At 32.3% G+C, this 12,551-nt stretch carries 13 protein-coding genes and 1 pseudogene; 11 read left to right on the top strand and 3 right to left on the bottom strand.

The window, feature by feature from the left end; translation table 11 throughout:
- Positions 1-12 precede the first annotated feature (12 nt).
- Positions 13-318 carry a hypothetical protein gene (locus tag MWU56_RS02185; RefSeq protein ID WP_247041763.1) on the top strand — a complete coding sequence of 102 codons (306 nt, stop codon included), beginning with the start codon at positions 13-15 and terminating at the stop codon, positions 316-318.
- A 111-nt stretch (positions 319-429) separates the two neighbouring features.
- Positions 430-1,206, top strand: coding sequence for an acetolactate decarboxylase (locus tag MWU56_RS02180; RefSeq protein ID WP_247041761.1), 777 nt, complete (start codon positions 430-432; stop codon positions 1,204-1,206).
- Positions 1,207-1,282: 76 nt separating this feature from the next.
- On the opposite strand, the pseudogene MWU56_RS16645 reads toward MWU56_RS02180, so the two are convergent.
- A pseudogene (locus MWU56_RS16645) lies at positions 1,283-1,390 on the bottom strand (transposase); the annotation flags it as partial.
- A 317-nt stretch (positions 1,391-1,707) separates the two neighbouring features.
- On the opposite strand from MWU56_RS16645, the gene MWU56_RS02170 reads away from it, so the two are divergent.
- The 3 genes from MWU56_RS02170 to MWU56_RS02160 all read left to right on the top strand — a co-directional run bounded on the left by MWU56_RS02170 (position 1,708) and on the right by MWU56_RS02160 (position 4,447).
- Complete coding sequence (locus MWU56_RS02170) at positions 1,708-2,202, top strand: MepB family protein (RefSeq protein ID WP_247041760.1); 495 nt, start codon at positions 1,708-1,710, stop codon at positions 2,200-2,202.
- A gap of 96 nt (positions 2,203-2,298) precedes the next feature.
- Positions 2,299-2,943 carry a carboxymuconolactone decarboxylase family protein gene (locus tag MWU56_RS02165; RefSeq protein WP_247041758.1) on the top strand — a complete coding sequence of 215 codons (645 nt, stop codon included), beginning with the start codon at positions 2,299-2,301 and terminating at the stop codon, positions 2,941-2,943.
- A 583-nt stretch (positions 2,944-3,526) separates the two neighbouring features.
- The gene (locus MWU56_RS02160; RefSeq protein WP_247041755.1) at positions 3,527-4,447 is read left to right on the top strand and encodes an NAD(P)-dependent alcohol dehydrogenase; all 921 of its coding nucleotides are present in this window, start codon (positions 3,527-3,529) and stop codon (positions 4,445-4,447) included.
- 425 nt (positions 4,448-4,872) lie between these two features.
- On the opposite strand, the gene MWU56_RS02155 is transcribed toward MWU56_RS02160, so the two are convergent.
- Positions 4,873-5,472 (bottom strand): TetR/AcrR family transcriptional regulator, encoded by a 600-nt coding sequence (locus MWU56_RS02155; RefSeq protein WP_247041753.1) that lies wholly within the window; start codon positions 5,470-5,472, stop codon positions 4,873-4,875.
- A gap of 66 nt (positions 5,473-5,538) precedes the next feature.
- On the opposite strand from MWU56_RS02155, the gene MWU56_RS02150 reads away from it, so the two are divergent.
- Entirely contained in the window at positions 5,539-6,402 is an 864-nt protein-coding gene (locus MWU56_RS02150; RefSeq protein ID WP_247041751.1) for an alpha/beta fold hydrolase, read from the top strand.
- A gap of 110 nt (positions 6,403-6,512) precedes the next feature.
- Here the strand turns inward: MWU56_RS02150 and MWU56_RS02145 are convergent, their stop codons facing one another.
- Positions 6,513-7,085 carry a hypothetical protein gene (locus MWU56_RS02145; protein WP_247041749.1) on the bottom strand — a complete coding sequence of 191 codons (573 nt, stop codon included), beginning with the start codon at positions 7,083-7,085 and terminating at the stop codon, positions 6,513-6,515.
- A gap of 494 nt (positions 7,086-7,579) precedes the next feature.
- On the opposite strand from MWU56_RS02145, the gene MWU56_RS02140 reads away from it, so the two are divergent.
- The 5 genes from MWU56_RS02140 to MWU56_RS02120 all read left to right on the top strand — a co-directional run bounded on the left by MWU56_RS02140 (position 7,580) and on the right by MWU56_RS02120 (position 12,017).
- Positions 7,580-8,140: a YcxB family protein gene (locus MWU56_RS02140; RefSeq protein ID WP_247041747.1), complete on the top strand. Its 561-nt coding sequence runs from the start codon at positions 7,580-7,582 to the stop codon at positions 8,138-8,140.
- Between the two features lie 268 nt (positions 8,141-8,408).
- Positions 8,409-9,059, top strand: coding sequence for a hypothetical protein (locus tag MWU56_RS02135; RefSeq protein ID WP_247041746.1), 651 nt, complete (start codon positions 8,409-8,411; stop codon positions 9,057-9,059).
- 23 nt (positions 9,060-9,082) lie between these two features.
- A complete protein-coding gene (locus MWU56_RS02130) occupies positions 9,083-10,489 on the top strand; it encodes a hypothetical protein (RefSeq protein WP_247041743.1) in 1,407 nt (468 codons plus the stop codon).
- A 24-nt stretch (positions 10,490-10,513) separates the two neighbouring features.
- Entirely contained in the window at positions 10,514-11,167 is a 654-nt protein-coding gene (locus MWU56_RS02125; protein ID WP_247041741.1) for a hypothetical protein, read from the top strand.
- 337 nt (positions 11,168-11,504) lie between these two features.
- The gene (locus MWU56_RS02120; RefSeq protein ID WP_247041739.1) at positions 11,505-12,017 is read left to right on the top strand and encodes a RidA family protein; all 513 of its coding nucleotides are present in this window, start codon (positions 11,505-11,507) and stop codon (positions 12,015-12,017) included.
- Positions 12,018-12,551: the final 534 nt, after the last annotated feature.

Below are 12,551 nucleotides of genomic sequence, written 5' to 3'. Positions count from 1 at the left end.
ATTCAATCTATCATGACAGAAACCCTAATATCATTATTAAGTATAATAATAGGAATAACCGGAGCATTTACCTCTGGTCTTATTTTTAAAAAGTACTCATTTGGTATTGTGGGCAATACCATTGCAGGTGTTTTTGGAAGTATCTTATTAATAAAATTATTTGGAAGGTTAGGTTTTAACCCACAGTCAATAATACAAAACGGAACATTTAATAAACTACTATTTGCTATTAATTGCGTTGTTTCATTTTTTGGCGGCTACTTTGCAGTAATCCTAATTTCTAAGCTAGTGAATAGAATGAATAATGACAATAAGTAAGCCGTATAAAATTAATTGCTAGTTGTTTCCTTTTTGGAAACCAATTGCTTGATTATTAGTAAACACTACCAACCTTATACAATCACGTTGGCAAACATTAAAAAATGAACAATGAAAAACACACTTCAATTTATTTTATTAGTAGTAGGAATACTTGTTTTCTGGAGTTGTAATTCAAAAAAAATGGAAAAGAAAGAGCCCACAAAAGAAATTATGGATGAAATAAACCCAGAGAATTATTGGGTAAAAAATATTGGAAGTCGTTTAAAAATAATAAATGACGGAGATTTTTCTGCAACTATTAGTGTTGATTCCCTTGTAAATATTCCAAATTTATATGCTATTGGGCCTATAGAAGGACTAAAAGGAGAAATCACAATTTATAACAGTGAAGTTTCAATTGCAACAATTGAAAATGACACTTCAGCATTTTCCTCTAACACATCGAACATAAACGCCATCTTTACGGTATATGGAAGTTGTTCGAATTGGAAGAAAATAACTATTGAAAAATCACTCAGCGGAATAGACGAAATAGAAGCATATATTAAAGAAGAAATCCCAACAAATGGATTGAATATGGAAAAACCATTCCCTTTTAGAATTGAAGGAAATGTAAATTCATTAGATTATCATATCATATATAAAAAGGACAATGTACCTCATAACAAAATAGAACATCAAAAAGCCAAACAAAAATTTAAACTTGAAAATGAACCTATTAAGATAGTTGGATTTTGGGCAGATGCTAAAGGAGAAAATGTTTATACGCATCCTGGACATAGAACACATTTTCATTTTTTACAAGAAAAAACAAATCAATCAGGCCATATTGATGACATTGAATTAGAATCAGGTGCCATTTTATATTTACCATTAGTGGAATAACGATTTGCCAGCAAAGAACGGAAGTAAAAAACAACTAAATTCTTCTTTAATCCGAAACAATATTATCCCAGGCCTCCTTGCTTATGCAGGCCCGGGTCCTGACACTGCTTCCCGACCCCCGTATCGTTGGGGTAATACCAACAAAACTACAAAGCTGTGCCGCATTCTCAAACTTGCTGAACCCATGAGCATTATTCTTAAACCGGGAATGACCATGCCCACTACCATGTACATCAAAGTCATCCTAACTGATATCAACTCCAAAAGTTTCTTTATATTTATTCATAAGTACTGATCTTATGAAAGAGCAGACTACCTTGACCACAACAACTTCAAAACGAGATCTAAGGTCTCACAGAACTGAACGTGCTTGGAGTAGTAAAAAAGAGCCAATTATCAATGTTGTCGAAGTCCAAAGCTTCACCATATAACATAACCTTAATTCCCTCTTTTGTACTTTCTGATTTATACTATCAATTTAAAGAGAATCAAACTTAAGCCGTGTATACTAACCTTAATCAAATCAAAACGGAAATTTATGACAAATGTTCTCTTGAAATTTCAGACTTCCAAACCGAATCGGAAAGTCAAGAATATGACGCTTGCCGATTTGAACTTAATGGACGGAATATTATAAGCAGAAACGCTAAAATTACACCAAAAAAAGTTGGACAATTCGTGACATTCTGGAAAAGAAACGGAAATGGTCCGATTGAGCCATATGAAGAAAACGACCCAATTGATTTTTATGCTGTTAGCGTTCGGAATAAAAACGAATTTGGACAATTTGTTTTTCCAAAATCCGTGCTCATTAAAAAAGGAATTATCTCCACGGAAAGGAAAGAAGGAAAAAGAGCGTTCCGTGTTTATCCGAAATGGGACATTGCGAAAAACAAACAAGCTGAACGAACACAAAAATGGCAATTGGATTACTTTTACGAAATCAATGAATCAACGGACCTAAAAAAGGTATCGAAATTGTATGAAATCGAATAGCTTTGAAGAAAGCACTACACACAACACAGTATTTTAAAAATTACTGATTTTAGCTTAACGATAGCGATTACAACAATAAATAACGATTTAACAGCAGTGAAAACAATAAGTTCAAGAATTAAATATAAACGTAAATTCAGTTTGCGAGAAATGTATGGTGCTGCTGTTTTTGCCCCAAGGGCAATGTCAAAACTAATTGGAAACAATAAAAGTAAATTAGTTGACCAAAATTTTGTGAAACGCATACAATTGGCAGTAACCGAAGTAAACGGATGTGCAATCTGCTCATACGGCCATGCTAAAATGGCTTTGCGCCAAGGTATGAGCAATGAAGAAATAAACAGCTTTTTAAGCGAAGGTGGCGGTGGAGAATTTATTATGCCCGAGGAAGCAAAAGCAATCCTGTTTGCCCAACATTTTGCTGAATCAAAAGGTTATCCAAAAAAATACGCTTATAATGCTATTGTGAAAGAATATGGAAAAGAAAAAGCACAAATTATACTTTCGGCTTCTCAATTGATGCTTGTTGGAAATATGTACGGAATTCCCCTGAGTGCATTTATATCCAGACTAAAAGGAAATCCCTATAAAGACAGCTCATTAATTTACGAAATTAGTACACTTATAGCAGAGATCCTTTTTTTGCCCATTGCAATTGTTCATGGCATTATTAGAGGTTTTTTTGGTTTACCCAATAATACCATTACCACGCAGGTGAACCAGGTGGAAACCAAATTATAAAATGTCTACACGGATTACCAGGATATACAGTAGTAAAAAAATAAAAACATTATGAAAATGACTCTATAATACCATCATTTACTACTTATCCAGATTTTGATATTAGCAAAGAACGTTATGAATTATTAAAACAGAAATCAAATCTAAATGAATCAACACGTATTTTAAATATTCAAATAGCCAACTTCTATCACACTTTTACCGTTGATATAGATGTTGTTAACGCAGAATTAGATGAAAGTTTTTATAGCGAGATGTCGTATTGGCGGGAGAATACCGTTTGGTTTGGCACATTCTTAAGAGATAATGACCGCACTGAACTACTTAAATATGTAAAAGAAGAACCATTGTTTATTAATAGAATTCTTTGGAGACGTATTATTCTAAGACGATTTGAACGCCAAATCAAAAAATACAGAGATGAAGCAGCGCAACTGAAAGAAACACTAGAATTATTTTTGAACAAATAACGAAAATATAATACTTAATAAAAGTCCCCTATATTGCTTTCTTAATCAGATTTCATTGCAGCAAATCACTATCTTTCGTTTATGACGGAACATTTTCATGATACCTAAAAAATATGAAAGCAGTAGTATATGAAAAATATGGTGCGCCACAGGTCCTTAAAGTAAAGAATATACAAAAACCTAAACCTAAGGATGATGAACTTCTAGTACAAATTCATGCAGCCACCGTTACTTCTGGAGATGTTAGACTACGAAGTTCTGATTTTCCGTTGTTATTTTGGCTTCCTGCACGATTGATTTTTGGGCTTTTCAGACCTAAAAAGAAGATTTTAGGGCACGAATTGGCTGGAATAGTTGTGGAGATCGGGAAAAACGTTACTGAATTTAAAGTGGGTGATAGTGTCTTTGGTACAACTACGATGCTAAACACAGGATCGTACGCCGAATATATATGCATACCTCAAAAATGGAAAAATGGTGTGGTTGAACTAAAACCGGAGAATTTGAGTTACGCAGAGGCTGCGGCACTACCCATTGGAGCAATGACAGCAATTTACCTTTTAGAGAAAGCCAATTTAAAAAGTGAACAAAATGTTTTGGTTTATGGAGCCTCTGGAAGCGTTGGAAGCTATGCGGTACAAATTGCAAATCAAAAAGAATCTAGGGTAAAAGCTGTGTGCAGTACTTCGAATTTTGAAATGATAAAATCATTAGGCGCTAAAAGTTGGATGGATTATAAAAAAGAGGACTATTACGAGGGCACTGAAAAATTTGATATAATTTTTGATGCCGTTGGAAAGACCTCAAAAGGAAAAGCAAAAAAGGTGCTTAAAAAAGGTGGTGCTTTTGTTTCAGTTAAAATGCTGACCAAGGAGAAGGATGATCATCTTAAGTTGATAAAGGATATGGCTGAAAAAGGAACGTTAAAACCTTTTATCGACAAATCCTTTAAACTCGATGAATTAGTGCAAGCCCACGAATACGTGGACAAAGGAAGAAAAAGAGGGAATGTTGTAATAGAGGTGTTAAAATAAATGAGCAAACAACTATGGCTCTAAGTTTAATGGCTGTGCGCACCTATTTCAGATGATAATAGCCGTATTCCATGGTCTATATTGACTGGCTATTGATCTTCTTATATAAGCGCGTTTACGTCAATCCAATCCTCCATTGTTTATAAATAGAATTCTTTGGAGACGTATTATTCTTAGGCGATTTGAACGCCAAATCAAAAAATACAGAGATGAAGCAGCGCAACTGAAAGAAAAACTAGAATTGTATTTGTACAAATAACGAAAATACAACTCCTACTAAAAGTCCTTGATGTTGCTTAATTAATTGGTAACTAATCGCGAGCTTCTTTTTTTAAAGTTAAATTTAGTTCGAAACGGACCTTATTCAAAAGCCTTGGTTACCATACGACGCTAAGACAGGTACAAGCAATCAAAATATCATGGGATTAAGAATAAAAGGAATTATAAAACACTCTTCCTTTTTTACTTAAATAAGGAAGTAATAATTGATTTACTTTAAATGAAAATTTTGTTTTGTCTAAACAATTTATTGATGTTTCTCTAAAATAATACATTCGTAAGCCTATACTTAATTCCATAATAAATTCTAAATCACTTTCAGACAATTCACTTTTCAGAAATTTTTTTTCTTGCAACTCCATCAATAGTCCTTTCCATTTTTGCATTCTTTCCATATTATACAATTCAACTTGGTCCATTAGCTTTGGATAGGCCCGTTTTATTTCTGTATAATCAACAAAAAAGAATAAATATTTTATCATAACATCAAAGTTGAGTTCTGGTGCTATTAAAAAATAATGCAGCATGTTTTGAAAAGATAAACCATTGTTTTGAAGCTTTATCAATGATGTATTATAATCCTCAAACAAGGTTTCTAATAATTTTTCCTTAGTTGAGAAATGATATGTAACGTTACCATAACTTTTATCAATCTCAGTAGCAATCTCTCTTAAAGTTACATTCTTAACTCCTTTAGCATTAAATAATTCAATAGCTTTATTTATGATTAATTGTTGTGTTTTCATATTTCATTTCCAAAAATAGGTCAAATGGACTATTTTTGATATTGTTTTAATTTTATAATAAAAGTTATGAAGTCAATATACAAAAATGAGAAAGCCAAAAAGGCAATAATGTCTTTATATGATGAAAAATTATCGAGTTTAAATATTGATTATGTGGCATTAGATATTGAGACACAATTTGGAAACACTAGGGTAATTAAAACAGGAAACTCCAAAGGAAAACCAATAATATTATTTCATGGTATTAATGCAGGAGCTCCTTTAACACTCGAAGCTGTTAAGGAATTAAGAGATGATTATCAATTATTCGCTGTCGACACCATAGGACAAGCTACCCAAAGTGCTGAAACAGTTTTGAACATTAAAGATGATTCATATGCTCTTTGGGCGGATGAAGTGGTTGAAAAATTGAATATTGAAAACGCAAATTATATAGGAATATCCTATGGAGCTTATATTCTTCAAAAATTAATTACTCATAAACCTAAAACAGTGGATAAATGTATTTTTATTGTTCCCAGTGGTCTTGTAAACGGAAATTTTTGGGAATCGCTTACCAAACTTTCATTTCCACTTATACGATTTATGATTACTAAAAAGGACCATCACCTAAAGGCATTTACAAAAGCATTTGTCCCAGAAAATGATGAGTTTATGTTTAAAATGCAAAAATTATTATTGCTAGGTGTTAAGATCGATTATCGAAGACCGATACTGTTAACTAAAAAAGATGTTTTACATTTTAAAAAACCTATTTTCATTATGGTAGCCTCAGATGATATATTCTTTCCCGGAAAAGGTGCTGAAAAAAGAAGTAGAGAAATATTCTCAAACTTAAAAGAGGTCTATTTTTTAAAGAATACTAAACACATGCCTTCTAAAGAAACATACCCTGAAATACAAATGAAAATAAAAGAATGGTTGAATTAAAAAAAACTAAACGTTACAAGGTATCCTAATAACATTTCCTATCTGGTCTATACTGACAGTCTAAAGAGATAAACCACCTAGCTTTCATATATAAGTAGGTTTATAACAACCTATTCTTCCATTGATTCCATTAATTTTCCGATTTCGAAAATCTCCGCGTAGCGATTATTCTGCGAAATCACGAGCACACTTTTATTTTGGATTGTTGTGGTAATGTTCAAGAGCATTTCTTTGGTTGCCATGTTTTGTTCAACCGGTAATTCTTGGTAGTTGTCCAAATAAAAAGCGGGTACGCTAAAATCGATGTCCTCATTGATTTTTTTGCCCTTAAAGTAATTGTCTATATGCGAACTCATCACAAAAGTGACATTCACCATAGTGTCTTGCCTCTGGCCAATGTACACCTTATAATCCTCAGGTTTTGTTTGGTCATAGTCTTGAGCTATTTTGCCTTGTAGTGAAAACAGCTTTTTTTTGTGATCCACCGATATACTATCAGCTTTAAAGACCAAGCTCAATTTATCAGGTTGGTTAGTTGGGTGGAAAATGGATGTTGAATCCAGATTTGGGTCAACTGTAATTTCTTCATCCATTGCTCTATAATCCCTGAAGAGTGGTTTTTTAATGTCGGGATTGGGAAACCAGCCTGGCTCAAAACTGTTTTCATCAACTTTAAACTGCATTAACTCTGTGTGATCTATAGACCTTACATCATGGGGTAACTCTATGCAGCTTAGAAGAGATAAAGAGAGCAGCAGCAGCAGTAGTATTATATATCTCATTGTAAAACAGTAATTACGTTTAAAAGTAATGGTTAAATGGCACTTTTGTATCCGATTTCTGATTTTTTTACCGAAGAGGAACGACTACATTTTAATGGATGATCACAATGAAGAATTTGTTTGGCTAGATACCAAAATCGTGGTGTTGCTTTCAGAAGCATCGAAGTATGGTCTTTTATTAACCATTCTAAAACTCATCATAAATATGAACTTTAAGGCTCAATTTTGTTTCTTCTGATCATAAGTAAACAAACTTAAGACCTGCATAAAAATTGTTAGTTTAGTACTTGAATAATACTTGTTGCATTTATGTGACGCCTAGTTTACATCCAAAAATGTCAGTATTCAAATACGCAATTTGCTATATTTAAACACCTTGGCAATAATTTAGAAGAATGAACCTAATTTTAAGATATAAACTAAATACAAACGATTATTTACAACAGGTTCTATACTATAATTCTATTAACGAAGAATCAATAAAACAAAGGTCTAAAGTTTGGTTATTTGTAATTGCGTTCATTATATTTTTTAGTGTATTACTTTTATTTTTATTCAATGATAAAATTGAATTTGGACATTATTTAGGGGCTATCCCAGTGGCTATTCTTAGTATATTATTCTTTCCATACTTTTATAAAAACATATTAAAAAAACGATTCTTGAAGTTGGTCCAAAAAAATTATAAAAATAATTTTGGAAAAGAATCGGTTCTTTCATTTCATGAAGAATATGTAGAGATTCATGATTTCACTGGGGAATCTAAAGTAACTTATACTTCCCTAGAAAAAATTATTGAGATAAAAACACATTTCTTTCTAATATTAAAAGCTGGAGCTTACATAATTTTACCCAAATCAGAAATACAGGATGCTGACAGTGTTAAAAACACATTGGATACCATAGCTGCTGAGAATGAGGTTTTATATTCTGAAGAATTAAATTGGAAATGGTAATAATTATTGAAAACAACCGAAATACTTAATCCGGTATAAAGAATTTAATTTGAAATGACTCAAGGCATGTTAACCAGGACCTTTCTATGTTATAATTTTAGATTCCTTCATAATAAGATTAAAAAAATGACTCCGTATTCAATCGAAGCTTTTCTACTATTAAAAAAATCTTGAAAAAAACTAAATGACCATAAAATTTATACTAGCATCTCTTATTTTTTTTTCAAGCTTGAATGATTCGTGTATTGAAAAAGACAAAACTACAATTATGATTGATCAACAAACGCACAACTATAATTCCATTACAGCTTTTGAGTTGAATAAAAAAATACACTTTCCCGACTTTACAATTGAACATACTCGACTAAAAAAAATCCCCGGACCAAACAATGCAAAATGGGAAAGACGAACGTTCTACTTTAATGTGACAGGAAATGATGGCAGCCAAGAAATTACCTGGCGAACAGGAGTTATTCGTAACACAAAATTCACTGTAGAGGGAATTGAATATGAATTGGTAATGGGAAGTTACCCTGATCTTGATTCAAAAGTTAAATCGTACAAGAATTTAGAACTAAATAAATTGATTATTATAAAACCTGAGAAAGTGAAGTTGTCCAAACAGAATATTAAAACAGGTGATATTGTGTTTAGAAGTACTAAAAAAAAGAATGGAGAAGTTCTTTTCAACGAGTACGGAATTATTGAAAAAACAATATTGGGTCTTTTTGTCTGGGATAACAGAAATACGTTAAAACAACCACTAAGTCGATGGTCATCCGAGGGTATAGACAAGAGTATTGCCGTTTTTCATATAAAATCTTCAGACTTTCAGATGAACAAGGCGGAAATGATAGAAGGAAGTTTCAATTATCTATTTAACGGTACCGAACTAGAACTGGTTTCCAAAAACTTTTAGCATAAATTATACATTGATAACAAATGCATAAAAAAAACAAAGAGGACATTGTTGAGATTTTAGGAAAAAAATTTGAATATGTAAGGATCGATAATATCAAGAAAAACCCAGTCATTTTTTTTGAACAACACAGTGTTGACCTATGTATTAAAGCCTATGAAATTTTAAAACCTAAACGCATCTATATTTCCCACATTCCATTTAATTTTCTTACCGACCCACTTTTCGCCGACCTTGAAGATATAGATGTAAGTGCTTTGGAAGATACCGATATTAGTCCGCTAAACGCATTACATAATTTAAAAAGGCTTTGGTTTACCTATACCCCTGGATATGAGCCTAAAGGCAATTTGGATTTTAGTAGTTTTCCTCAGCTGGAAACCTTACGTTTTTTGTGGTTAAATGGAACTAAAAATATTGCTGCACTTAAAAGTATAAAATCTGTTTTTATTGAAAACTTCCCTTATCCAGACTTAAAAAAGTTTAGCAACACACCACATTTAAGTGCTTTAGAAATAAATCTTTCTAAAATAGAATCATTAGATGGCGTAGAAAAAATCACTAAACTAAAAGAATTAAAAATTACCGGTTCGTCCCATATTAAATCCATAGATAGTTTAACCCAGGTAAGCAATAAGCGTTTAAAAAAGCTTGAAATAAGTTCTAGTAATGATTTCACCGGTTTAGAGGGGTTGAGCAACTTAACTGCTTTGCAGTCTTTAACCTTTGATGGGATCTCACATTTAGATTGTGCTACGCTTGAAAAAAATACTGCCCTTAAAAACTTATCTATAAAAAGAGTTGACAAAATGACCAATCAAGAATCTTTAAGTAAACTAACCAACCTCAAGTCGCTTGAAATACTTTATATAGGTGCTATAGACAATCTTAACTTCCTTTCTGATTTACCTAATCTTGAAAAACTACAATTACTACCGTGGTTTGTTAAAGTTAAGAAGGGATATTTACCCTTAATTCAAAAATTTAGAGCTCTTAATAAATTAAAAACGTTGTTTAAATGGGATGAGATTCTAGATCACTTAGACGAAGAAGGTATAAAACAATACAAAGAACACTTTGGAGATTCTCCTCTGGAATTTATTAAAAAAGACTTTAGATTCCATTGTTATGAAGATTACTCAGAACCATATACAGAAGAAAACTGCAATAAAATAGATGAAGAAATAAGAAGCTTGATTGATAAATTAATCAAGAATGCCGATAAAACCACAGCAGAGAAATTAGCATTCTTTGAAGAAACTGCAAACGCCCTGGATAAGATAGATGAGCAATTAGAACTTTTTGCAACGGGTGAACGTGAATATTTGTGGGACACCTTGGATAAAATAGCCGAAGCAAGTGGAATAAATGTAAACTCTCTGAAGGAATCAGACTCTGAAAACATCTATTTTAAGTGGCCGGTTTTTTAATTTACACAATTTGAAATGAATGACTTGATCAATTTTAATTTTGAGGTTAACAACTATTTAAAGAATAAATTTAATAAAGAAAAATGGTCCGGAGCAAGCCCTAAATTCTATAAAAATGATGTGCCAAATCTTATTAAGTGTATTAAAATAGAAAAAGCATACAAACATGCTAGCTTTTCCTGTTTTCTATCCGTTTACTCTAATTTTTCCTCATCTATTGCTCCAAAGCGAAATATAATGGATACGAATAACCAGGTATTTCTGGTTGGGTTAACACCAAATGAGGTAACAGATAAATCCTATCATTGGCAATTAACAGACGATAAAGATTTTAATAATCAACAGTTCAATATATTATGGGAATCAATAGCAGGAAATGGCAACATATTTTTTAATCGCTTCAATAATTTCCCAGAACCATTTTTAAACATAAAACCAGAAGATTTCAATAAAGGTGAGGTAAAATTGTTCAATACCTACGAAGTGTTTAATCAAGTCAACTATATGAATTTTTTAAAAGAAATACATTTGTCCTTGAACCAGATAGAGATTGCCACTTCATTTTCCACGCTTGCAATAGAACGATTTCACAAAAATCTAAAAGGTAAAAGTATAGCTCATAACAAGGCATATAAATCTCAGTTTAAAAAATATTTAAAGTCTTTAGAGATGCCATAAACATTATAGATGTTTGCAATTCTAACACTAAAAGAGTGAGGATTGTCCCTTTGCCTATGTCCGGTTTTTTATCCAAATAGAAATCTTGGATTTTGTCTTTTGATTTTTTTTTCAGAATATACTGTCCGTTTAATCAAAATCAAATCTAAGCTGTGTACAACTGTTTGGCCCTACCCTACTTACAATGATTCTAACGAATTTCGATTAAGTTAGAATTTGTTACATTAGCTGAAACGCATAACTAACCATAGCCTAACCCTTTGTGCTTCAGACTTAAACAAAGCATAATTCGGGACAGCCAAAAATCGCTCAAAGTAGGCGCCAAACAATCAGAATTATGAAAAAACCGATGATTAAACTCACCTTAATTGCAACACTTTTATTCGTTGCTTTTGAATTCCAAAGTTGTAAACAAAAAGAAGAAACAAAAGAAGTTGAACAAGAAGTAATCGTTGAGGACGAGAAACCAGAATATTTTCTCCTGCGACCAGAAGTGGAAAAAGCTTTCGGATATTCCCATGCGGTAAAAATTGGGAATAGTATTAAAATCTCTGGGGCAGTAAGTATGGACGATGAAGGAAACCCAACCGCAATTGACGACATGGAACAGCAAATTAAAAATTGTTATTCGGATTTGGAGAAAATCCTACAACATTACGGTTGTACATTTGATGATGTAGTTGTGGAAAATATTTTCACCACAAATATGGCGCTAATGCTGGAAAAATCAGCATATCGGGCCGAAGTATACCAAAATCATTTTCCGACCGGTTCTTGGGTTGAAGTTTCTGGATTGGCATTTCCCGAATTTATGGTTGAAATCGAATTGGAAGTTCACAAATCAAACTAAAAGTACTTGATAACTTGAACTTTAGGACAAAAAAGAGTTGATTCAATTGAAATCCAAAAAGAAGAAATTCGAAAAATTGGACATCAAATATTAGACTGTCTTTATAATTTCATTTCTACAATTGATATAAAACTTAAAGAATCCCAATTACATTCAGGTCGAGATTAACCCCCACTCAAAAGACTTCCTTACCGATGTCAACACCAAAAGTTTTCCTATATTTATTGACAAATACGGAGAATTAAAGAACGGGTAAACTGTATCACAGCAATTTGGAAATGAAATTCAAGGCTCACACACCTGTTTAATGGCAACCGGAGACAGCATGTGGCAAAAATTGTATAAAGGATAAAATTGAAGTTTATCAATGTTGTCAAAGCCAAGGCTTCTCAATATTTACTGATTGGATTTTTGTTTAGGATCAAAATTAAGGCCAGTAGATATAATCGCTTAATTAGTGCTTAACCTAAGGATAATTGCGCTTTTGTTACATCTGAATTTCCCGCGGAAATTCCTCACACGAAAACCCGCAGT

Origin of the sequence: Allomuricauda sp. F6463D, assembly GCF_023015965.1 — a bacterium.
In the GTDB taxonomy this organism is placed as follows: Bacteria; Bacteroidota; Bacteroidia; order Flavobacteriales; family Flavobacteriaceae; genus Flagellimonas.
Note: the sequence above shows the minus strand (reverse complement) of the source record. Positions and strands in the feature narration are given on the sequence as shown.